Below are 20,946 nucleotides of genomic sequence, written 5' to 3' on the forward strand. Positions count from 1 at the left end.
CAATGTTTGTGTTGAAACAAGAGCAAACATGGCAGAGACCTTAAAAGAGAAGTTTAAAGGCGTACTAAGTGCAAATACTAGCTATTTTGAAGGAGTGAGCGATCATATTATAAGCCAAATGCAAAATATCGCAAGAGTAAATCAAGCTAGCAAATATGGCGTAAAACACTACAAAGTGGTAGCTAGGATTGATAACCGCACAAGTGATATCTGTAGAAGTATGAATGGACGTATAATCCCAGCCTCGCATATAGAAACTCAAAGCAACAATATCCAAAACGCTAAAGATATAAACGAGAAAAAAGCAGCTGCTATTTGGAGAAATGAGCCTTTTTTTGGTAAAATACTCCCTAGTAACTTCGGGCTTCCACCATATCATTTTCGTTGTAGAACCGAGCTAGTACCGGTGTGGATAAATGAAGAAGAGATCGATGGAGTAAAGATGAAAAATACAAGCCCGCTTAGCAAAGATGAAGTAGTAAAGCATATAGATAAAACTGGGGTTGAGAGATATGCTAATAAAAAGACTTTTAATCACAGCATAAGCTCAAATAAGCGAAAAATTTCAAGTAGCGATAGCGTAAAAGCACTTAACTCTATTTTAAAAATAGCGCCGCACAAGGATTATCAAAATCGAAGCGTGGCTATCAGTCAAAATGGGTATTTTATGATTTTTAACGGAGATTATTTGTATAATATTTTTAAGCCAAGCAGAAATTTGGAAAAGTATTTTAAAGACAGTGCAGTTTTAAATAAAGTGGAGATAATAAAATGGAAATTTTCAATATTTGCCTAGCACACGGCTGGGCGATTGAGAGCGTTAAAAATGGCAACTTTGGAGAAAATGCAAAATATGATCTTTTTGCTCAGTTCGATGTGTTTTACGGTCAGATTGCATGGATTTATGACATCTGCACACCAAGCGATGAGACAATAAAAGAGTGTGAAAAGATAGCTATTTTTAAGCAAATGTGCGAGTTTAATGTGTATATCTCTGATGATAATGATGAGGGCTGGACCAAAAAAGTTAACTTCACAGGTACTTTTATAGACGCTTTAGAATATATCAAAGCAAATTTCGGCAAGTAAAATTTATAAGTTTATTTAGACTAAATATTAGGGGCGAAATATGACTATAATAGAAGCATTTAGCAAAACAAAAACATTGCAAAATCAAAATCGCAACGCAGTAGTTAAAATAGTGAAAAAAAATTATAGTGGGTATGATGTTCAAATAGAGCCAGTAGAGCTTACTGTTATTAAAAACTCTTTAGAAATGATATCTCAAAATGCAAATAGCTTTATGGCGAATGTGAATGCAAAATATGGAAAATAATAGTGCGATTAATCTGAATTATATCGCATTTAGCTTAAACTAAATATATAAATGTTTTTAGAAATTTATATATTTTTAACTAGTTTTTAAAAGCTTTTCAATTTACGCAATACTTCCAAACTAAAGGCGTCAAACGCTCGTTTAGAGCCTTTGATTATTGCTATAATTTCAAAGCCTTCTTAACGTCATTTAAAATCTTATCCCTTATATCTTTTGCAAGGTCTTCTTTAGCCCTTGCAAGCCCCGAGCTACTTATATAATTATTTAAACCATCTTCTAGGTAAGGCTGAGCCTTAGTGCCTGGATGATTTACTTGCTTACCAAAACACAACCCCGCTTTTTTATTTGCCAAAGCTTTTGCTTTTTTAACTCTGATAATATGCGGCTTTGTTCCAAAATGTACGAATTTAGCGTAAGGCGCAAGTTTAGAATTCCCGATAGTTACGCTTGTTTGATCTGCTTTAAATACTTGTATATCTTTTTTTAAATTACCTGTTTTAAACGGCGCTATAGCCTTGCTATCATTTACAACCTCTGCACCTACTTTAAACATAAAGTTTTTAAAAATCTTATTCATATTATTATCGCTCCGCCGCTTTTTTTAGCCTTAACCACGCTAACATGAGATAAAGCCAAAGCTAAAGCCCAAAACCTATCTGCGTGGCCGTATTCGTTGCGTTTGGCGTCATATTTAAAGCTTTTAGCCCCAATTGTCCGCTTGATGGCGTGAATGTCAGCTATAAGAAGCGGATCGTTTGGAATGCTTATAAGTTTATCTTCAAATGCCTTTTTAAGATTTAGTGCCATCTCTTCTTTGCGAGTGTTTGAAAACCACACACCAGTCACTCTACTTTTAAATTTATCGTGGATATTTTCAGCTAAATTTAGACCAATACCAGTTTTATCAATCCTTAAAACACTCATTGGGTAGGTTCTTAGAAATGCGCTTAAATGCTCTTTTTGCTCGTCAAATTTAGCTTTAGCTAGTACGTCCATGATTGCTGTTTTATAAACACCATTTTCCAAAATAACTCCAGCTAATGTAGACCTATCACTTACTCTACCTATGTCATATCCTGCATAAATCGTCTCATTGCTTTTTGGCGTATAGTAGTGAGACTTGTCATCTACGCAAGACTTGATAAGAGCGATTGAAAGCAAACTACTCTCATCATCGACAAACTGACACTCATAAGCACTAGCCCAAGTATCAGCGTCAAAGAGATTTCGCATAGTCTCAAGGTCAAAATCAAGCCCATCTTGGGTTGCTCTATAAATGCTAACGCAAAAGCGTTTAAACATATAGTATTTACTCTCATCACTATAAAGCTCATGAAATAAACTTCGCTCTTCAAACGGCGTTGAAAGTATCGTTAAACGACCTTTAATAGCTCCGATACTAGGCACAAATGCATGCCAAATCTTTTTAGGATTTGGATACCAAGCAAACTCATCCATCCAAATATCGCCAGTAAATCCTTGCACGGTTCTAAAGTTGTGAGCAAGAGCTTTAATGATAGCGCCATTTGGCAAGGTTATTTCATACTCGCTATCTTTGGCAAACTCCACTCCAAACTCACTGGCCCATTTTCTAAGATAACGCATTAAGATAAGCGCTTGCTCTTCACTTGCAGATAAAAATAGCTGATTGCGACCAGCTACAGCGCCAATAAGAGCGTCTGCACTACTGACATAAGAAAATCCTATTTGGCGTGATTTTAACACTATTCTAAAACTATCATCGCTTTGTAAAAATTCCTTTTGGTAGGCGTATAGATTGCCCTTTTCAAGTATGCGTTTTTTTAGCTCTAAAGCAGTAGGCGAGTTCATACTAATGATTGGGCGTGGATTGTCTTTGATACTTTTTACTTTTTTTACACCATTTTCAAGCTTGGCTAGAGCTGATATGAGTTCGCTTAGCATAACGACGTCGTCGCTAGTTGGACTAGCTTTTTTGCTTAATTCTTCTATCTTTTGTTTTGTGAATTTAATGGCATTTTCTATGCTAAAGTTCTCTTTTTCATAGTCTTTTTGCCATTTGGCAAGTGTTGGTCTGCTTACTCCTGTTTGCCTTGTTAGTGCTAATGCGCTTACTCCGCTTTTTAGCAAATTTACGCACTCTTCTTTAAACTCTTTTGTATATGTCACAATTCGCCTTTTTTTGCATTTTTTACCTTAATACTTATACCGATAAGCATAAAAGCCTTTTAAACGTTTTTAAACGCCTTTTAAAAGCGTTTAAAAGTATGTTTTAAATGTTCTTTTGCCACCCTAATATACTTCTAGCTTCTTCAACGCTTAATATCCCACTTCCTACAAGGGTTGTCATTATCTCCCCATCATCTTTAAAGCTAGTTGTATCCATAGCTTTAAGCGTTACTTTTACTCCTATGTTTGTAAAAAAGCTCTCTATCATCTCTATTTTTGGTTTAATTTCTAGCTCGTTAAACATTTGGAGCTGACCGCTTAGCTCACCACTACCACCAAGGGCTGAGCCTTGAATAACCCCAATAAGCCTTGGTGGTACTCCATGGGCTGAAGCTATCTCATCACGGCTTACGCTTTTTAGCTCTTTGAAGCTTAAGTCTGTAACCTTGCCAAGGTCTTCAAACCTTATTTTAGCATCCTTATCTGAGGCACCATTTTCGCCGTAAATTATCAAAGTTTTATGCGAATTATTGTAGCCTCTAAAGCTATTGCCAAAAAACTCTTTAAATGCTGTTATTTGCTCACTGCTAGGCTCTGCATTTTCATAAATTATGGCAAGGTCTGGTCTTGCTCCATTATCAAAAAACTTATCATTATACAGATCTGCTTTTTGGTTTATTAGGATTTGTTGTAAAGCTGCTAGGTAGTCTGGTTCGCCATAATACCTGCTATTTGGACTGTAGTAAAAAAAATGGTATCCCTCTAGTTCCACAATCTTTTCATTCACTTTTTGAAATAGGCGCCTATCTTTTTTAAGCCGCATTTGGTTTGCTGGGAGATTGTAAAAAAGGTAGCTGGTACTCCCGCCTGCTTTTTCTATGGCGGCGTTTCCATAGAGTTCTAAGTTAAAAGCAAATGTGTTTAGGAAGTTTTTAGGGCTTACACCTGCAGGTAAGAACTTTTCTAAGTCGCTTTCTTCTGTTTCTATTTGGCTTAAAAGACCTGCTTTTATCTTTATAGCACGCCTGTGATAAACATTTGCGTAATATGCTTCTAAAAGTTGGTTAAAACTAAAAAATGGCTCTATAATCCCGCTTGTGGAGGTAGTCTCTTCTCCTATTTGCAAACTTTGTTTTGCGTCTTTTTCTATAAAAAATCTATTCATAATGTCTCCTGCAAAGTAAAAAAGCAAAGTTAGCACAAAAAAAGATTTAAAAATATCTATATATAGCTATATAGAGTGACTAAATTTATAAAAACTTTTAAAATGCACGCAATAATTTTTGGAGGATAAACATGGCTAAAAGGCTTAAAGATATAGCTATAACGCATATTTCTTTAGTAAAAGAAGGTGCAAATGGCAAGAGTGTAATTTATAAGAGCAAAGACGCGCTAGAAGACTATTTTAGAAGCGTAAAAATAGCTAAAAACGATACAGAAAAAGGTATTGTTTATGGCATTGTCTATAGCCCAGACGAGATCGACACGCAAGGAGACGCAGCTAGTGCAGCGGAGATAGAAAAAGCAGCATTTTCTTTTATGAAGGGGTTAAATATAAAAAACGTAGACAGAGACCACAACTTTAAACCAGAGGGCGCCTACATTTGTGAAAGCTGGATAGTTAAAAGTGGTGATCCGCTATTTCCAAACGAAAAAGAAGGAAGCTGGGCGGTGACATAAAGCTAGAAAGCGACGAGCTTAAAGAGGCGGTAAAAAAAGAGATTTAAAAGCACTATCTATGGCTGGGACGGCTATAAAAGAAGAAGATGGTCTTTTAAAAAGCATATTAAAGGGATTTGAAGCTATTTTAAAAGGTTTTAATGCAGAAAAAAATATAAAAGAAGGAGAGCAGTTGGAGAGAGAAAAAGAAGTAGCAGAGGTGATTAAAGGTTTAAGCAGCATAAAAGAAAAGCTAGATGAACTAGACTCTTTAAAGAAAGACATGAATGAGCTTAAAAATGAGCTTAAAAAAAGCAAACAAGAAAATGCTACACAAACAAACGAAAACGATATAGGAGGACTACTTTAATGGCTAAAAACTTAAGAGAATTGCTAAAAGCTACAGGAACTATAAACGCTGTAGATATGTATTCTACCTCTACTTTGCGTCCAGAGGTTTCAAACAAGATAATTAAGACCATAATCGACAAATCAGACTTTTTAAGCAAGGTGACTTTGGATAAAACAAAGAAGCTAAGTAAGAGTTTTGATACTTGGAATTTAGCTAGTGGGATACTAGTCCGCGTGAATTCTGGTGACAAGCCAACTAACGCGCAACGCCAAAAAATCGGCGTAAGCTCCGTTTTAATAGAAAATAAAGTTGTTCAGCTTTTTGCAAAAATTACGCAAGATACACTAGAAGATAACGCAGAAAATCCAAATTTCGAAAACGAAACATTTGATAGTTTTGCGACCGCATTTAGTAACGATTTGCAAAATCTAGGGATGATAGGATCAAAAGACGATTACGCAGAGTCTAAATTTGAAAATCTAAACAAGGGCTGGTTTACGCTTGCAAAAGAGAGCACTAAAACAAAAAAAACTAGAACACAAAGCAGCTAGTAAAATAACAGATAGGCTAATTGCCATGGTAGAAAACGCAAACGAAGACGTGCTAAACCAAAGCGTGATAATAGTAAGCAAGAAAGATCTAATAGCTTACAATAAAGAGATTGGCGGTAAAAATGGCGGATTATCAATTTTGCTAAATAAAGGCGCAGACAATATCCTTGGCGTACCGCTAATTGGCGCAAGTTTTGTAAAAAGCGGCGAATACATGTTAACTCCACTTAAAAATCTTATTTTTTCAATCGGGCTTGATATACGTCGCCAACGCTGGTACGACAACGAAGAGAGCTCTTTAAAATATAAATTTGAAGTGTTCTGCGACTACCAAATAGGCGTACCAGAATGGGTTGTATTAAGTACTACAAACGAAGCAGACAACGACGGCGATGGAGTTTGAAAAACTAAAAGAGAGTTTAGAAGCTAGAGCTAAAGCTTCTTTACTAAATCCAAATGAAATAACCGCTGAAGCGCTAGAGTTTAGCACAAATGAAACACTAGAGTTTTGCAAAGGCAAAGAAGTGCAAAGCTGGGCGGTTATGGATTTTGCTATGACTAGACTAAAAATTTATCTAAAAATAGAGCTAAGTGAGGCAGACATTATCTTGCTAAAAAATGCTTGTAAAGAGATAGATGCTTCTAAGATTATAGAAGGCAAAGGCGGCGGGTTACTATGGGCGGCGGTTTAAAAAAACAGTTGAGCTTATAAAAAAACGTTTACCGGCGTTAAGTTTATAAGCGCTAATGGGTATATAAATCAAGCCGGTCTATATCTAAGCTTTAATGGCTTAACGCCTTTATCCGCGTTAGGCGATAGTGCGCATTTTAGTATATATTTTTGCGCAAACAGTCTAGAAAATGATAACTTTGCAGCACTTACCCAGATAGATGAGCTTAGAGAAAAGGTGTTCAAGCTTGGAGCTAATTTAGGCGAGAACCTCTTTAAAAATTGTGAGCTTATAGCAAATAAAGACTCAAGCCTTTATACGTACGCTATAAACTTTACCATAAATTTAAATGGAGAAAAAAAATGAGTAAAACAACAAGATTAGCAGCAGGAGAGATAAGATTTGCACCCTACTTAAATGACGGGACTTTAGGAGAAGAGATAGTCTTAGGCTACAACCAAAGAGCCACTCTAAGCCGCACCGCAGAGACCAAAGAATTGCTAAGTAACGACGAGAGTTTAGGGCAAAGCGTAGCAGAGCTAGAAACTAAGGTTACTTACGAGTTTAGCACAGAGATAGGAGATCTTAGCCTTAAGAACATAGCTATAGCATTTAAAGGTCTTGTAGAGACTAAAAATTACGCCCCTGGTGATATTTTTTGGAATGGTAAAACTTTGCTAGATGGATCTAGCGCTATAACTAGCGCAAAAGTCGGGGATTTGGTTATCAAAGACTCTAAAATTTACACTATTGCAGAAGCTATAACAAGCTCGACTGAATTTGCAGATATAAAAACCGCAAACAAAGTCTATAAAGCAAGCTCAAGCTTCATAAAACCAGAAAAAAAGACAAACAACGTCGGTAGGCTGATATTTGATGGGAAAAACCTAAGCACAGGAAAGCTGCAAATTCTTATAATCCCAAAAATAAATTTAAAATTCGACGGCGATTTTACCATCGTTGGAGATGATTTTGCGAAGCTATCTTTAAAAGGCAAGGTTTTAAGACTAGAAGGACAAGAGTTATTTACTTTAATAGATGGAGAAAACGATGAAAACTAGATATCCGTTTGAGCTAAAAATAGATGATAAAACATATGCTTTGGAGTTTGTTGAGATTAATAAAAGCAGTGCCAAAGAGTTAGCTAAAGAGATAAAAAAATTTAGTGATGAGATAGAAAAAATAGAGATTATAAGAGATGAGATAGAACACACAAAAGCAACTATAGAGATAAATAAAGAGCTTGCAAACTCACTTATAGGCTCAGAAAAGATAGAAATTTTAAAAGAGAATAAAGAGCTTTTAAAAATCCTTGAAAACAAAAACAAAGCTCTAAAGGCTGCAGAAGCTAAAGAAATTTCCATAGATGAACTTGCTAAAAAGCGTTTTGGTTTTTGCATTGCAGGAGAGAGTGCTAATAAGCTAAAAACCGACTTAGATAGTCTTGGAATAAGCTATAGCGCAGTTATGAGCGCGATCGATGAAGAGGTCGCGAGGAGCAAGGAAAAAAAGTAGAACGAATTCTTGCTTGCGTGGAAGCTAAGATGAGCCCAGCTGAGTTTGGCTTAAGTGAGTATGAAAGTATGCTTCTTGGTGGGCTAAATTTAAGCGCTGGATTTGAAGTGGGATTTGGGGCTAGCTATTGCAAATGCGATAGCCTGGTCTTAAAAGAGTACTGCAAGAATTGCGGAATTGATTTTTTATGGGCTTATAGCGTCTTTAAAAGATACGCTAATGTTTTAAATAGGGTTGAAGACTAAGAGTCTTTTTTGTACTTATGGGGATTGAGTTTATAATCAAGCCAGATATAAAAAGGGAATAAAACGATGAAAGATATAAGTTGTATGTACATTTCTTCTATATTCGCCATTACGAAAATAGCTAGAGTTATCAAAAAAATAATCCAAAGAAATTTTTTAATATCCTTTTTTATCATTATACCACATTTTAGGCTAAAAAATGGCAAATGATGATTTAAAAATATAATTGTGTAAATGACGGTAATTAGCATCACTACTATTTTAAATTTATATATCATAAATAGTATTTCACAATAATATCTTATATATTTTATTGACAATTGCCGTGCTTAAATGATTGAATATTTTAAAGGTACTTAACGTACAAACTTGTTTGCTAATGACAATTTTTGTGTTGAAATATGCTCGCTACTGCTAGTTCAAAATATATAATTATTAAATTTTGAATAGCAGTTTTGCAGCATCATTTTATGTTTTTGAGTATTTTCATAAATTTGAAAGAGCTGTTATAAACAGTAATTCTAAAACAAACGGCTCAAGATACTAATTAACTAAAATTATATTTTTTATATCTTTGGTCTGATATAAAATATTATATAAATTACTTGCAGTAACAATAAAGCAATTTTTAATTCCAAATAATAGAAATTTTTAGCTAAACGTAATGAAATTTAGCTATCATTATACGAAAGATTTTTACAAAGGTGAGTTGATGATACATAAGATTCTAATAGCCAACCGTGGCGAGATCGCTGTGCGTATAGTTAGGGCATGTAAAGATTTGCATATTAAAAATGTTGCGATTTATACAGAACCAGATCGTGAGTGCTTGCATGTAAAAGTGGCTGATGAAGCATATCAGATAGGCAAAGATCCTATAAAAGGTTATCTGGATTCTAAAAGGATAGTCGAAGTAGCCAAAGCATGCGGCGCAGACGCTATACATCCTGGATATGGATTTTTAAGCGAAAATTATGAATTTTCAAAAGAAGTAGAAGACGCAGGACTTATATTTATAGGACCGAACTCAGATATTATACGTAAAATGGGAAATAAAAATATAGCTAGATTTTTGATGAAGAAAAACGGTATTCCAGTGGTTCCTGGTACTGAGAAATTAAATAGCGAAACTATCGAAGCTATCAAAAATTACGCCGTTAGAATAGGCTACCCGGTTATACTAAAAGCAAGCGGCGGAGGCGGTGGACGCGGAATTCGTGTTGTATGGAAAGAAGATGAGTTAGAAAGTAGCTACGAAAGCTGCAAAAGAGAAGCTAAGGCTTTTTTCAATAACGATGAAGTTTTCATGGAAAAATATATCGAAAAACCACGCCATATCGAGTTTCAAATTTTAGGTGATAATTATGGAAATTTAATTCATCTTTGCGAAAGAGACTGTTCTATTCAGCGTCGTCACCAAAAAGTTATCGAGATAGCTCCTTGCCCAACTATTAGCGAAGACTTAAGAAAAAGAATGGGAGTCGCAGCAGTCGCAGCAGCAAAAGCCGTTGGATATACAAACGCCGGCACTATCGAGTTTTTATTAGATGATTATAACAACTTTTATTTTATGGAAATGAATACTCGTATCCAAGTTGAACACGGTGTTACCGAGGAGATAACCGGAGTTGATCTTATAAGTCGTCAGATAAGAATCGCTGCTGGAGAGATACTAGATATCGAACAAAACGAAGTAAGACCTCAAGGAGTATCGATAGAAGCTAGAATTACCGCTGAAAATGTTTGGAAGAACTTTGCGCCGAGTCCGGGAAGAATCACCGGATATTTTCCGGCTTTAGGTCCTGGAGTAAGAGTTGATAGTCATATGTATCAAGACTATGTTATTCCGCCTTTTTATGATTCGTTAGTAGCAAAACTGATAGTAAAAGGTACAAGTTATGATCTAGCCGTAAGTAAGCTAGAGCGTGCTTTGGATGAGTTTAAAATAGAAGGAGTTAGAACAACTCTTCCTTTTTTATTAGCTATTTCAAAACGACGTCATTTTAGACGTGGATTTTTTGATACTAGCTATATCGAAGAGCGCCTTCAAGATATTTTGGAAAATACTCAAGATCATCATCAAGAAAATAAAGAAGAGGTAATAGCCGCCATCGCCGCAGCTATTAAAAAAGTAAAAGAAGATAGAGCTAAGGAGTAGACCAAAGTGAATGATTTTTTCGATAGTTTAAAAAATATTAAAAACGAGCTTGTAAAAGAGCAAAAAAGTCAAGAGATTAAAGTTCCTAAAAAACCAAAACCAAATCCAAATAGAGATGAATTTAAAGATATTTTTGCTGAACCAAACGAGATAGAAATGCCTGATGCAAAAGAGCATAGATTAAAAGATGAGTTTTTAGAGTTTATAAAGCACTCGGACGTAAAAAAGCTTGAGAGAGATTGATTTTTGTACTTTAGATACACTTTGCCCATATCTAGAAGACAGAAACTCAAGGACTATGTATAGATATGTTTCACAGTGTAGTTTTGATTATAATTCAAATTTAGTAAAGCATGGATATAGACGGTTTGGAAGCTATTTTTCCAAACCGATTTGCGATGGTTGCGATGAATGTAAAAGCATACGTATAGATGCATTTAATTTCAAATTTACAAAAAGCCACAGACGCATAATCAATAAAAACTCCAACACGAAAATAGTAGTTTCAAAGCCGTATATCAGCCAAAGGCATATTGATTTATATGAAAAATATCATAAATTTATGCATGAAAAGCGAGGCTGGGAGTATTATAACCTTGATTTTAGACGTTATTATAGTGTATATGTAGAAGGAGCCGGAGATTTTGGATATGAGATTGACTATTTTGTTAATGATGAGCTTGTGTGCGTTGATCTTGTAGATATCGTAGATGATGGAATAAGCTCTATTTACTGTTACTGGGATATTGATTTTGCCCATCTTAGCTTAGGTAAATTTTCGCTTTTAAATCAAATAACAATAGCTCTGAAAAATGATTTGCGATGGATATATTTAGGATTTTATGTAAAAGATTGTGCTAGTTTAGCTTATAAAGGCGAATACAAACCATATGAAACTTTAAAAACATATTGTGATATAGACGAAAAACCAATTTGGGAATTTTAATTGGAACGAACTTTGCTTAATTTTTTGCAAATAGCTAAAATATTGTGAGGTTTGATATGCAAATTACCCAGACTTTAGAATCAATAACGATAACAACCGATGATTGTGATCTATTTTTAAATTTGAGTAATAAAATCAGGCAGAGTTTTGCTAATGCAATAGGAAATAGGGACAAAGTTATAATTTTTTATAACGAAAATGAGCTTGTTCAGCGTAAATATTTTCTAAAACTTATCGGAAAAATTTACGCAAATAGCGTTGGAAAAGGTATAGACTTTTTGCTAACGCATCATAAAAACATAAAACTTGTTTATAAGAAGCCCAATTCACTTCAAATTTTAATAAATGTTGATGTTAAATTTGAAAATAGCAGAGTCGTTCTTGATCTTAAAAATAGCGAAGAGTTATTTACTAAATATCTTATTAGGGGTTTAGGAGATACTCGCCATGAGTATTTTGAGTCAAAAAATATCTTGGTTATCAGTCCAAAAACAACCGAAGATGTTGAGCTTTTGGATAATATATTAAATTTCAGAGAGCATCTTAAGTATATTGTAAATTTTAATTATGATAAAAAAGCTTACGATGAGTTTAAAAAAAGAGCGAAAATTTTAACTTCAAAAGCTTATATAAGAAGATTTTCTATGCTCGCAAATCTTTTAGAAGAGCATTTTGAAACTCTTGGATGTAAGGCTACGGACGACTTTGAGACTGTTAGGACTAATTATTTAAATCTTACAAAAGTTTATCATCCAGACAAACATGCCGGCAAACCAAATGAAGTACAAAAAAGTTATATAGACAAATTCCAAAAAATCGGACTTGCGTACGAAGCGCTAAAACCATACTTTAAAGAGCAAAAAAGCTTTATAAGTGCTTAAATAATTTTGATGTATAATTTACACTAAATTTCAAAGGATTATCTATGAAACTTGGTGTAAATATAGATCATGTAGCTGTTTTAAGAGAAGCTAGAGCGGTAAATGATCCACAAATTATTCATGCTATGTTTGAGGCTGTGAGCGGCGGAGCCGATCAGATCACTATACATTTAAGAGAAGATCGTCGTCATATAAATGAAGATGATGTTAAAAATATTATAAATTTAAGCCCGATTCCAGTAAATTTAGAATGCTCGATCAATAGTGAGATTATAGATATCGTGTGCGAATTAAAACCTCATAGAGCAACTATAGTTCCTGAAAAAAGAGAAGAATTAACGACTGAGGGAGGATTAAGTTTAGACTCGTTAAATTTAAAAAACGTCATATCAAAATTAAATGATAACGATATTAAGGTTTCGCTTTTTATAAATCCTAAAAAAAACGATGTAATCATGTCTAAAGAGCTTGGAGCTACTTGCGTGGAGCTTCATACCGGAGCTTATGCAAACACGTTTTTGATGTTAAACTCAAATTTAAATCATACAAAATACAAAATTGATAATCTAAATTTAAAAAGAGGCGAGTTGGAAATACTGTTAAATTCGGAATTAACAAGGATAAAAGAAGCTGCTAATATAAGTACAAATCTTGGTTTAGAAGTTGCTGCAGGGCATGGGCTTAATTATCAAAATGTGACTGCTATATCTTCTATAAAAGATATATTTGAGTTAAACATAGGACAGAGCATAGTTGCGAAAAGTGTTTTTGTAGGGCTAAAAAACGCCGTTAAAGAGATGATGGAGCTTGTAAAATGAGTTTGCCAAAGATTGCAATAAGCGTGGGCGATATAAACGGTGTTGGAATAGAAATAGCTCTAAAATCTCACGATGAGATAAAAAATATCTGCTCTCCTATATATTTTATAAACAATGAACTTTTAAATAGCGCTGCGAATATACTTAAATTTACCGTTCCTAATGATTTTGAGATTTTTGAATGCGGCAGTAGTTTTAATATAAAACCGGGTCGCGTGAGTAAAAAAAGCGGCAAATTTTCATTCGTAAGTTTTGAAAATGCTATTTTATATACTCAAAATAAGCGCGCGCAAGCTCTTGTTACCATGCCTATAAATAAAGAGTCTTGGAAAAAAGCCGGAGTTCCATATGTCGGGCATACGGACGCTCTTGGTAAATATTTTGGTAAGAATGCTATTATGATGCTTGGCTGCGAAGAGCTGTTTGTTGCTTTATATACGGATCATTTGGCCTTAAAAGATGTTAGTGCTAAGATAAAAGCTAAGAATTTGGCTCTATTTTTGGTTGATTTTTACAACTCTTCTAAATTTGAAAATATAGGAGTTTTGGGATTTAATCCCCATGCAAGCGATAATGAAACCATAGGTGGCAAAGAAGAAAAAGAGATAATAAAAGCTATAAAGTCGGCAAATAATCGTTTAAAAAAAGAGATTTTTACAGGACCGCTTGTGCCGGACGCCGCATTTACAAAAAGTTCTTTAAAGCGATGTAATAGGCTAGTAAGTATGTATCACGACGTAGGTCTTGCTCCGTTAAAAGCTTTGTATTTTGATAAATCTATAAACGTAAGCTTAAATTTGCCCATAGTTCGTACTAGTGTTGATCACGGTACTGCTTTTGATATAGCGTATAAAGGAAAAGCCGAAACTAAAAGCTATATAGAAGCCATTAAATTTGCTATAAAATTGTGTGATTATTAGTTTAAATTTAAGAACAAATAAGAACAAAGTAGTTATAATTATAAAAAATTATTTGGAGGTGTTTTTTGTCTAAGGATAATAGGGATAATCTTTTTGCACTCATATTTTTTATAATATCAGTTGTTGCTTTTTTTATGTGGGGTTATAATTATATACCTAGTAATCATCTTTTACTTTTTATATTAGCTAGTATTTTTGGTCTATTTATGGCGTTTAATATAGGTGGAAATGACGTTGCAAATTCATTTGGTACTAGCGTAGGAGCAAAGACTCTTACATTAAAACAAGCTTTGATTATAGCTGCGGTATTTGAGCTAAGCGGAGCTGTATTTGCCGGAGCTGAGGTTACAAATACTATTAGAAGCGGTATTGTTTCATTGCCAAGAGGCGATGTAAATCCTATGGTTTTTGTTATTATCATGATTTCAGCGCTATTTAGTTCTGGTGCGTGGCTTTTTATAGCTACTAAAAAAGGACTTCCAGTATCAACTACTCACTCTATAGTAGGCGGCATAGTCGGTGCTGGTATGATGATGGGATTTATATATTACAACGGTTCTAAAACTTTCGATATGGTTCAGTGGGGCGAAATAGGCAGAATAGCGTTAAGCTGGGTGATATCTCCTGTTATGGGCGGAGTTATGGCTTATCTGATTTTTGGATATATAAAATCAAAAATTATTATTCCTTCTTCTAGAATTCAAAGTGAGATAAAATCTTTAAAAAGAGCTAGAAAGACATATAAAGACCAATACATAAAAGAGTTATCGAACAAAAGCGAAGCCGAGCAGATAAAAGAGCTAAGACGCATAGCTATCATCGATGAAGATGAGTGTGAAGGTGAAAATTGTGATTTTAGAGATAAGATAAAAGCTATGAAAGAGCAAGAAAAAAATATAGACGGTATGGTATTTATGCGTACGCATATCCCTATGGTTGCTGGAGTTGCTGCTATGATCATAGCCGGAAGTATGCTATTTAAAGGTCTTAAGCATATGGATTTTAATCTAAGTATTATACAGACTATTTGGATTATATTTGTTATAGGTATTGCGGCTTATTTGGCTAGTTTTGCTATAGTAAATTTGATGAAGAAAGATAATCCGCAAAAAGGTATAAATAGAATATTTGGCTGGTTCCAAATTTTTACCGCTTCATCTTTTGCTTTTTCTCACGGTGCAAACGATATAGCAAATGCGGTTGGACCGTTTGCTGCTATTTTAGATGTTTTGAAAAATAATACAATAAACGAAACTACTCCGATACCAGGTATCGCTATGGCTACTTTTGGTATAGCTCTTGTTGTTGGGCTTTGGTTTTTAGGTAAAGAAGTTATAGCTACAGTCGGTACAAAGCTTGCAGAGATACTTCCTACAACTGGATTTAGTGCAGAGCTTGCAGCTAGTATAGTTATACTCATAGCTACAAAAATGGGACTTCCTATAAGCTCTACTCATGTTTTGATAGGTGCGGTTTTAGGTATCGGCGTGTATAATAGAAATGCGAATTGGGGAATGCTTAAACCTATTGGCTTAGCATGGATCATAACACTTCCTATATCGATGATAGGATCGGCTATAGGATTTTTGGTTATCAAAAATATCATGGGTCTATAAATTTTAAAACATACTCTCAAATGGAACTTAAATTGCTTATTTATAATTCAAATCCATTTGGGAGCTAAATCATGAGAATTACAAATCAGCTTATAAACTTCAATAATCTTTCTAACTATCAAGCAAGCGCAAAAAGCATTTATGATATAAACCAAAGATATGATAGTGGATTAAAAATTCAAAATTCATACGATAATAGCAGTATTTACGTAGATGGAACCAGACTTGAATATGAGATAAATTTACTTGATCAAGTAAAGCAAACTAGCACAAAAGCTACTGAATTTTCTAAAAACTCTGATAAGGCTCTAAATGATTTTGTTTCTAAACTAACTGAGTTTAAAACCAAACTTATACAAGCAGGTAACGATATACATAATGAAACCTCAAGAAATGCGATTGCTAATGACCTAGAAGGTTTAAAAAAACATCTTATAGATATAGCAAATAGCTCTATAAACGGCCAGTTTCTGTTTTCTGGAACCGCTCTTGATACAAAACCTATCGATAGCGCCGGAAACTATCACGGTAACAATCAGTTGATAAATGCAGCCATAGGAGCCAACCAAACTACTGCTTATAATATAGATGGACAGACTCTATTTTTAGGTAAGGATAACGATTATAAAAAGATACTTACTACAAATGTTAGTTTGATAGATAATAAAACAAAATTAACTAGCGATGCAGCAAATTATCTTAATGCTGCAAATAAGATATTGGATTTAATAGGTGGAAATTATCGTTCAGAAGAGCTGGTCGCACAAATAGGCAAAATGAATCCGGAGCTTGATTTTGCTGATCCTGCTGCGCTAGCCGATACTACGTTTTATATGCAAGGCAGAAAGCCTAACGGCGAAACTTTTAGTACCAAATTTAAAGTTACTGCAGATTCTAGTATTCAAAATTTATTAGATAATATAGGATACGCGCTCGGTAATGATAAAAACGGTAAAAACAACGTTGTTAGCGTTGCTATAAATAACAGTGGTCAAATAGAAGTAACTGATCTTAAAAGTGGAAATCAAATGACCGAACTTCATCTATTTGGGCTTACCGACGTGCGAGGACCAGAGACTTTTAAAGTCGGCGATAGAGATATAGTCATTGATCCTGCTACTCATACGGATTTTAGAGTCACTACAGAAAAAAGAACCGTTGGCGGCGTTTCTACCGATGTTTTGATCGTAGATAGTGTAAATCCAGCTGGAAACAAATATGAGATAACACAAGTCGCAGGCGGAGATTTGTCTATTCAACAAGTCGATAAAACTACCGGAGCAAATATAGGAGCCGCTACAAATGTAACTCCTGTGGCCGGAAAACTTGTTTTAAATCCTGCTGATTTAACCGGAGGTATAACCGCAGCTGATTTTAGAGCTTATGATCCAGCGAATATAGAAGCATTGTCAGATAGAGGCGCTAGAGATGAAAATAGCAACTGGGTTTCTTCGGCAAATTTAACGGATACTAAAACAATTACCCAAAATGTTGAGAAGGGAAATGTATATTTAACTGAATTTATAAAAAGCGGCTTTGAAGACGTATTAGGAAATAAAAGCGACGCCATAGACTACAATAAACTTCAATTTGAAAAAACAGACAATAAATTATCAAGCAACGTCTCTCAAGTAATAAAAGGCACAAATGAGTATGCTACAAACTCTACAAAGCTAAGTGCCGTTGCCGGTCAAGCTTTGCAAGCTAATCCAAATAGCAATATAACTATGAATATAAAGTCAAAAGACGGAACAAATTATGAAGTAAAACTAAATTTTACAGATACAAACTCGAATACTACCGAAAGATATCCTACTATCACAGTAACTCCGCTAGACGATAACTGGGAGAAGCCAGCTACTGCTACTCCTGTATATTATGGAAATGTATATTCTGGTAAATATAACGAAGCCACAAAAACTACCGATGGAGTTATGACTCCGGCTGATGATATGACTTATCAACAATTAAATGATATAGTATCTATGGTAGCAGCTGGAAATCTTCCAAGCGGACAACCAAATACTAATGTTATTGCAAACATTGATACGGCTTCTAGAAATACGTATGCCGATGCAAATGCTTTGAAAACAGCTTTAAAAAACGGTGTTACCGATGTTCAAGCTCAAGGAATTATAGATAGAGTAGTAGATGCTTCTGGTATCGCTTATCCTATAGATTTTACTGCTAATGGCAACGCTCTAAGAGATATAAAAGACGCTATATTAGGCGATCAAGACTACGTTACATCAAGATATAATGAGTACAATACGGCTATTAAAAGTGCAAGCAGTACGATAAATACTACTTTGGATTATCGTGGGAATATGGTTGTTACAGATAAAACAGCTTCAAAAACAGATATAGAAGTTACTCTTTTTGAAGACCGAGGCAGAGGAAATATTGAATTTACCGATATGTATAAAAGAGACGCAGCCGGAAATATAGAATTAGATGCTGCAGGAAATAGAATAATAGATACCTATCAATCAACCACCGGTTCGTTATTTAGTTTTACTTCAAATAATGCTATTGCTATAGATGAGCCAAGTGTTGATATATTTAAAGATTTAGATGATATGATACAATCTGTTAGAGATGGCAGTTATAGAGGAGATCCAGATGCTAGTGATCCTCGAACTACCGGTATCCAAGGTGCTTTGAAAAAAATAGATCACTTGATGGATCACATAAATAAACAACACACCCAAATCGGTTCGTATACAAACTCTTTAACGGCTACTGGTGATCGCGCTACTATCCTTAAAGTCAATGTATCTTCTGTAAAGTCTGAGATAATGGAAGCAGATATCGGAGAGACGTATCTTATGTTTCAGCAAAGACTTATGGCGTATCAAGCTATGCTCCAAGCTACTGCAAAAACAAGTCAGATAAGTCTGTTAAACTATATATAAATTTAGTTTTGCTATAATAAAGCTAAATTTACTCAAGGACTTTGATATTTTAAGAGAAAGTTTGCTTATTATAAGCGTTTGTATTTTAATATTTTTTGGAGTTGCGACTATCGTTCCAAATGCCTCCTTTGTGGGGACATTTGGTAATATTTTAGGTAGTTTTAATTATAAATTATTCGGTTTTTTGGCTTATATTTACCCATTTTTACTTCTTTATCCGGCTATTTTGAACTACAAGAATTTTAAGAAATTTAATATTAAACTTTTAGGAAATATAATCGGCGCATTGCTTCTGTTTTTTGCTATTTTGTTGCTTATTTCAATGTTTGATAAGAGTTACGGAGGAGCTATAGGAACGTTTTGTATAGAAGCTTTAAGATCTGTTATAGGAAGTGTCGGAAGTGCTGTTTTTATATTAATGATATTTTTTATATCATTTGGACTTGTTTTTGATGATAGACTTGATATCGTTCTTAAAAAAGCTTTTGTTGATAGGGTATCTGCTTCGGATAATTTAAATTTAAAAGCGCATTATATTCCTAAAAAACAGAAAAATGATGTAAAAAAAATCGAGGTTGATCTTGCTATAAATAGTAAAATTATAGACGATAAACTAGAAATTAAAAATGATGTAAGCAGTCTTGAGCCAACTGAAAATATCATAGATATTAAAGAAGCAAATAGTTTAAAAGACGACAATAATACAAATCCTATGACTACTATAGGCGGTGTCGAGATATTAAATGAAGTAGCTGAAAATAGAGAGCTTTTAAATCAGATAGAAAAAGGTAAAGTAGAAAAACCAAAAGATTTTAAGCTGCCTCCTCTTAGTTTTTTAAATGATCCTCCTAAACGCTCAAAAAATATAAATGAATCCGAAATTGATCAAAAAATTGCTGATTTGTTAGATAAATTGCGTCGTTTTAAGATAGATGGAGATGTTGTTAGGACGTATTCAGGACCTGTCGTGACTACATTTGAGTTTAAACCAGCAGCTCATGTAAAGGTTAGTAAAATTTTAACTTTGCAAGACGATCTTGCTATGGCTCTTAAAGCTCAAACTATACGTATTCAAGCGCCTATTCCTGGAAAAGATGTAGTAGGTATAGAAATACCAAATAAAAATATAGAAACAATCTATCTAAAAGAGATTTTAGAAAGCGACATTTATAAAAATGCTAAAAGCGAACTTACTTTGGCTCTTGGCAAGGATATAGTCGGAGATCCTTTTATAACTGATTTGAAAAAACTCCCCCATCTTCTTATCGCAGGAACTACTGGAAGCGGAAAAAGCGTGGGAATAAACGCTATGCTTTTAAGCCTGCTTTATAGAAACTCTCCAAAAACCTTACGCCTTATAATGATAGATCCCAAAATGCTTGAGTTTAGTATGTATAATGATATCCCTCATCTATTAACTCCTGTTATAACTGAGCCTAAAAAAGCTATTTCTGTACTCTCAAATTTAGTTGCAGAGATGGAGAGACGCTATAAAATAATGAGTGAAACAAAAACAAAAAATATAGAAACATATAATGAAAAAATAAAAAAAGATGGCGGCGAAACATTGCCGTTTATCGTTGTTATCATCGATGAACTTGCGGATCTTATGATGACGAGCGGAAAAGAAGTTGAGTTTCATATCGGACGCCTTGCCCAAATGGCAAGAGCTAGCGGAATTCATCTCATTGTAGCTACCCAGCGCCCAAGCGTAGATGTAGTAACAGGACTCATAAAAGCAAATTTACCAAGCCGTATAAGTTATAGAGTAGGGCAGAAAATAGATAGTAAAGTTATACTTGACCAAATGGGTGCCGAGAGTTTGTTAGGACGCGGCGATATGCTTTTTACACCTCCTGGAAGTCCTGGTATAGTGCGTTTGCACGCTCCATTTGCTAGTGAAAAAGAGATAGAAGAAATAGTGGACTTCTTGAAAGAACAGCAAGACGTCGTATATGAGGAGAGTTTTTTAAAAGATGAGTCTAGCGCTGTTGGATCTAGTGAAAATGGATTAAATACAGGCGAAACAGACGAGTTATATGAAGAAGCAAAAAGTATTATTTTAAGTGAAGAAAAGACATCTATAAGTTATCTTCAAAGACGTTTAAAAATAGGATACAACAGAGCTGCAAGCATAATCGAACAGCTTGAAATAGCAGGAGTTCTAACGCCTGTAAATGCTAAGGGTCAAAGGGATATTATAAGATGAAATTTA

Annotated in this window: 24 protein-coding genes; 20 read left to right on the forward strand and 4 right to left on the reverse strand. The window is 34.5% G+C overall.

Going from position 1 to position 20,946, the window contains the following annotated elements; genetic code table 11:
- Positions 1-28 precede the first annotated feature (28 nt).
- The 3 genes from DQN38_RS03280 to DQN38_RS03290 are packed head-to-tail and all read left to right on the forward strand — an operon-like array spanning position 29 to position 1,336.
- Positions 29-796 (forward strand): structural protein, encoded by a 768-nt coding sequence (locus DQN38_RS03280; RefSeq protein ID WP_111738177.1) that lies wholly within the window; start codon positions 29-31, stop codon positions 794-796.
- A complete protein-coding gene (locus DQN38_RS03285) occupies positions 772-1,089 on the forward strand; it encodes a hypothetical protein (RefSeq protein WP_002849067.1) in 318 nt (105 codons plus the stop codon). Before DQN38_RS03280 ends, DQN38_RS03285 begins: the two co-directional genes overlap by 25 nt.
- A 40-nt stretch (positions 1,090-1,129) precedes the next feature.
- Positions 1,130-1,336, forward strand: coding sequence for a hypothetical protein (locus DQN38_RS03290; RefSeq protein ID WP_002850361.1), 207 nt, complete (start codon positions 1,130-1,132; stop codon positions 1,334-1,336).
- A 160-nt stretch (positions 1,337-1,496) separates the two neighbouring features.
- Here DQN38_RS03290 and DQN38_RS03295 read toward each other — a convergent pair whose 3' ends face one another.
- From DQN38_RS03295 to DQN38_RS03305, 3 genes are all read right to left on the reverse strand, one after another.
- Positions 1,497-1,913: an HK97-gp10 family putative phage morphogenesis protein gene (locus tag DQN38_RS03295; RefSeq protein ID WP_081303794.1), complete on the reverse strand. Its 417-nt coding sequence runs from the start codon at positions 1,911-1,913 to the stop codon at positions 1,497-1,499.
- Positions 1,910-3,484, reverse strand: coding sequence for a terminase large subunit domain-containing protein (locus tag DQN38_RS03300; protein WP_111738178.1), 1,575 nt, complete (start codon positions 3,482-3,484; stop codon positions 1,910-1,912). The genes DQN38_RS03295 and DQN38_RS03300 overlap by 4 nt, the downstream gene beginning before the upstream one ends.
- Before the next feature lie 103 nt (positions 3,485-3,587).
- Positions 3,588-4,649, reverse strand: a complete 1,062-nt coding sequence (locus DQN38_RS03305) for a phage portal protein (RefSeq protein WP_065844127.1) — start codon at positions 4,647-4,649, stop codon at positions 3,588-3,590.
- Between the two features lie 131 nt (positions 4,650-4,780).
- Here DQN38_RS03305 and DQN38_RS08890 point away from each other — a divergent pair, with 131 nt between their 5' ends.
- From DQN38_RS08890 to DQN38_RS03320, 5 genes are read left to right on the forward strand one after another with little or no spacing between them, the layout of a single operon-like run.
- Entirely contained in the window at positions 4,781-5,164 is a 384-nt protein-coding gene (locus tag DQN38_RS08890; protein WP_170117935.1) for an XkdF-like putative serine protease domain-containing protein, read from the forward strand.
- Positions 5,165-5,222: 58 nt separating this feature from the next.
- Complete coding sequence (locus tag DQN38_RS08895) at positions 5,223-5,513, forward strand: hypothetical protein (protein ID WP_170117936.1); 291 nt, start codon at positions 5,223-5,225, stop codon at positions 5,511-5,513.
- The gene (locus DQN38_RS08900) at positions 5,513-6,046 is read left to right on the forward strand and encodes a P2 family phage major capsid protein (RefSeq protein ID WP_170117937.1); all 534 of its coding nucleotides are present in this window, start codon (positions 5,513-5,515) and stop codon (positions 6,044-6,046) included. The genes DQN38_RS08895 and DQN38_RS08900 overlap by 1 nt, the downstream gene beginning before the upstream one ends.
- The gene (locus tag DQN38_RS08905) at positions 5,997-6,449 is read left to right on the forward strand and encodes a hypothetical protein (RefSeq protein WP_170117938.1); all 453 of its coding nucleotides are present in this window, start codon (positions 5,997-5,999) and stop codon (positions 6,447-6,449) included. The genes DQN38_RS08900 and DQN38_RS08905 overlap by 50 nt, the downstream gene beginning before the upstream one ends.
- Positions 6,439-6,738 carry a hypothetical protein gene (locus DQN38_RS03320; RefSeq protein WP_002849063.1) on the forward strand — a complete coding sequence of 100 codons (300 nt, stop codon included), beginning with the start codon at positions 6,439-6,441 and terminating at the stop codon, positions 6,736-6,738. The genes DQN38_RS08905 and DQN38_RS03320 overlap by 11 nt, the downstream gene beginning before the upstream one ends.
- A gap of 68 nt (positions 6,739-6,806) precedes the next feature.
- Here the strand turns inward: DQN38_RS03320 and DQN38_RS08910 are convergent, their stop codons facing one another.
- Positions 6,807-6,962: a hypothetical protein gene (locus DQN38_RS08910; RefSeq protein WP_162167551.1), complete on the reverse strand. Its 156-nt coding sequence runs from the start codon at positions 6,960-6,962 to the stop codon at positions 6,807-6,809.
- A gap of 117 nt (positions 6,963-7,079) precedes the next feature.
- On the opposite strand from DQN38_RS08910, the gene DQN38_RS03325 reads away from it, so the two are divergent.
- The 12 genes from DQN38_RS03325 (at position 7,080) to DQN38_RS03385 (ending at position 20,940) form a co-directional block, all read left to right on the forward strand.
- Positions 7,080-7,778 (forward strand): hypothetical protein, encoded by a 699-nt coding sequence (locus DQN38_RS03325; protein ID WP_002849064.1) that lies wholly within the window; start codon positions 7,080-7,082, stop codon positions 7,776-7,778.
- Complete coding sequence (locus DQN38_RS03330) at positions 7,768-8,232, forward strand: hypothetical protein (protein WP_065844128.1); 465 nt, start codon at positions 7,768-7,770, stop codon at positions 8,230-8,232. Before DQN38_RS03325 ends, DQN38_RS03330 begins: the two co-directional genes overlap by 11 nt.
- A gap of 29 nt (positions 8,233-8,261) precedes the next feature.
- Positions 8,262-8,477, forward strand: a complete 216-nt coding sequence (locus DQN38_RS03335; protein ID WP_002850371.1) for a hypothetical protein — start codon at positions 8,262-8,264, stop codon at positions 8,475-8,477.
- Positions 8,478-9,189: 712 nt separating this feature from the next.
- Positions 9,190-10,635 carry an acetyl-CoA carboxylase subunit A gene (locus DQN38_RS03345; protein ID WP_002849074.1) on the forward strand — a complete coding sequence of 482 codons (1,446 nt, stop codon included), beginning with the start codon at positions 9,190-9,192 and terminating at the stop codon, positions 10,633-10,635.
- A gap of 6 nt (positions 10,636-10,641) precedes the next feature.
- Entirely contained in the window at positions 10,642-10,878 is a 237-nt protein-coding gene (locus tag DQN38_RS03350; RefSeq protein ID WP_002849076.1) for a hypothetical protein, read from the forward strand.
- Positions 10,865-11,581: an arginyltransferase gene (locus DQN38_RS03355; RefSeq protein WP_002849077.1), complete on the forward strand. Its 717-nt coding sequence runs from the start codon at positions 10,865-10,867 to the stop codon at positions 11,579-11,581. Before DQN38_RS03350 ends, DQN38_RS03355 begins: the two co-directional genes overlap by 14 nt.
- 56 nt (positions 11,582-11,637) lie before the next feature.
- Positions 11,638-12,462: an adenylosuccinate lyase gene (locus DQN38_RS03360; protein WP_011731910.1), complete on the forward strand. Its 825-nt coding sequence runs from the start codon at positions 11,638-11,640 to the stop codon at positions 12,460-12,462.
- A gap of 44 nt (positions 12,463-12,506) precedes the next feature.
- Entirely contained in the window at positions 12,507-13,280 is a 774-nt protein-coding gene (locus DQN38_RS03365; RefSeq protein ID WP_011731911.1) for a pyridoxine 5'-phosphate synthase, read from the forward strand.
- Positions 13,277-14,200 (forward strand): 4-hydroxythreonine-4-phosphate dehydrogenase, encoded by a 924-nt coding sequence (gene pdxA, locus DQN38_RS03370; protein ID WP_065844077.1) that lies wholly within the window; start codon positions 13,277-13,279, stop codon positions 14,198-14,200. Before DQN38_RS03365 ends, pdxA begins: the two co-directional genes overlap by 4 nt.
- A 134-nt stretch (positions 14,201-14,334) precedes the next feature.
- Entirely contained in the window at positions 14,335-15,816 is a 1,482-nt protein-coding gene (locus DQN38_RS03375) for an inorganic phosphate transporter (protein WP_046037358.1), read from the forward strand.
- A 71-nt stretch (positions 15,817-15,887) separates the two neighbouring features.
- On the forward strand, positions 15,888-18,731 hold the full coding sequence (locus tag DQN38_RS03380) for a flagellin N-terminal helical domain-containing protein (RefSeq protein ID WP_111738180.1): 2,844 nt from the start codon (positions 15,888-15,890) through the stop codon (positions 18,729-18,731).
- 130 nt (positions 18,732-18,861) lie between these two features.
- Positions 18,862-20,940 carry an FtsK/SpoIIIE family DNA translocase gene (locus DQN38_RS03385; RefSeq protein ID WP_238551711.1) on the forward strand — a complete coding sequence of 693 codons (2,079 nt, stop codon included), beginning with the start codon at positions 18,862-18,864 and terminating at the stop codon, positions 20,938-20,940.
- Positions 20,941-20,946: the final 6 nt, after the last annotated feature.

This window comes from Campylobacter fetus subsp. fetus, from assembly GCF_900475935.1.
Lineage (GTDB): Bacteria > Campylobacterota > Campylobacteria > Campylobacterales > Campylobacteraceae > Campylobacter > Campylobacter fetus.

What these genes read in the sequence shown, in the direction of transcription:
- DQN38_RS03330 (WP_065844128.1), top strand. Translation starts at nt 7,768, where the DNA reads ATGAAAACTAGATATCCGTTTGAGCTAAAAATAGATGATAAAACATAT.
- DQN38_RS03305 (WP_065844127.1), bottom strand. Translation starts at nt 4,649, where the DNA reads ATGAATAGATTTTTTATAGAAAAAGACGCAAAACAAAGTTTGCAAATA.
- DQN38_RS03360 (WP_011731910.1), top strand. Translation starts at nt 11,638, where the DNA reads ATGCAAATTACCCAGACTTTAGAATCAATAACGATAACAACCGATGAT.
- DQN38_RS08900 (WP_170117937.1), top strand. Translation starts at nt 5,513, where the DNA reads ATGGCTAAAAACTTAAGAGAATTGCTAAAAGCTACAGGAACTATAAAC.
- DQN38_RS03280 (WP_111738177.1), top strand. Translation starts at nt 29, where the DNA reads ATGGCAGAGACCTTAAAAGAGAAGTTTAAAGGCGTACTAAGTGCAAAT.
- DQN38_RS03325 (WP_002849064.1), top strand. Translation starts at nt 7,080, where the DNA reads ATGAGTAAAACAACAAGATTAGCAGCAGGAGAGATAAGATTTGCACCC.
- DQN38_RS08890 (WP_170117935.1), top strand. Translation starts at nt 4,781, where the DNA reads ATGGCTAAAAGGCTTAAAGATATAGCTATAACGCATATTTCTTTAGTA.
- DQN38_RS03375 (WP_046037358.1), top strand. Translation starts at nt 14,335, where the DNA reads ATGTGGGGTTATAATTATATACCTAGTAATCATCTTTTACTTTTTATA.
- DQN38_RS03345 (WP_002849074.1), top strand. Translation starts at nt 9,190, where the DNA reads ATGATACATAAGATTCTAATAGCCAACCGTGGCGAGATCGCTGTGCGT.
- DQN38_RS08895 (WP_170117936.1), top strand. Translation starts at nt 5,223, where the DNA reads ATGGCTGGGACGGCTATAAAAGAAGAAGATGGTCTTTTAAAAAGCATA.
- DQN38_RS03380 (WP_111738180.1), top strand. Translation starts at nt 15,888, where the DNA reads ATGAGAATTACAAATCAGCTTATAAACTTCAATAATCTTTCTAACTAT.
- DQN38_RS03290 (WP_002850361.1), top strand. Translation starts at nt 1,130, where the DNA reads ATGACTATAATAGAAGCATTTAGCAAAACAAAAACATTGCAAAATCAA.
- DQN38_RS03320 (WP_002849063.1), top strand. Translation starts at nt 6,439, where the DNA reads ATGGAGTTTGAAAAACTAAAAGAGAGTTTAGAAGCTAGAGCTAAAGCT.
- pdxA (WP_065844077.1), top strand. Translation starts at nt 13,277, where the DNA reads ATGAGTTTGCCAAAGATTGCAATAAGCGTGGGCGATATAAACGGTGTT.
- DQN38_RS03335 (WP_002850371.1), top strand. Translation starts at nt 8,262, where the DNA reads ATGAGCCCAGCTGAGTTTGGCTTAAGTGAGTATGAAAGTATGCTTCTT.
- DQN38_RS03295 (WP_081303794.1), bottom strand. Translation starts at nt 1,913, where the DNA reads ATGAATAAGATTTTTAAAAACTTTATGTTTAAAGTAGGTGCAGAGGTT.
- DQN38_RS03365 (WP_011731911.1), top strand. Translation starts at nt 12,507, where the DNA reads ATGAAACTTGGTGTAAATATAGATCATGTAGCTGTTTTAAGAGAAGCT.
- DQN38_RS03285 (WP_002849067.1), top strand. Translation starts at nt 772, where the DNA reads ATGGAAATTTTCAATATTTGCCTAGCACACGGCTGGGCGATTGAGAGC.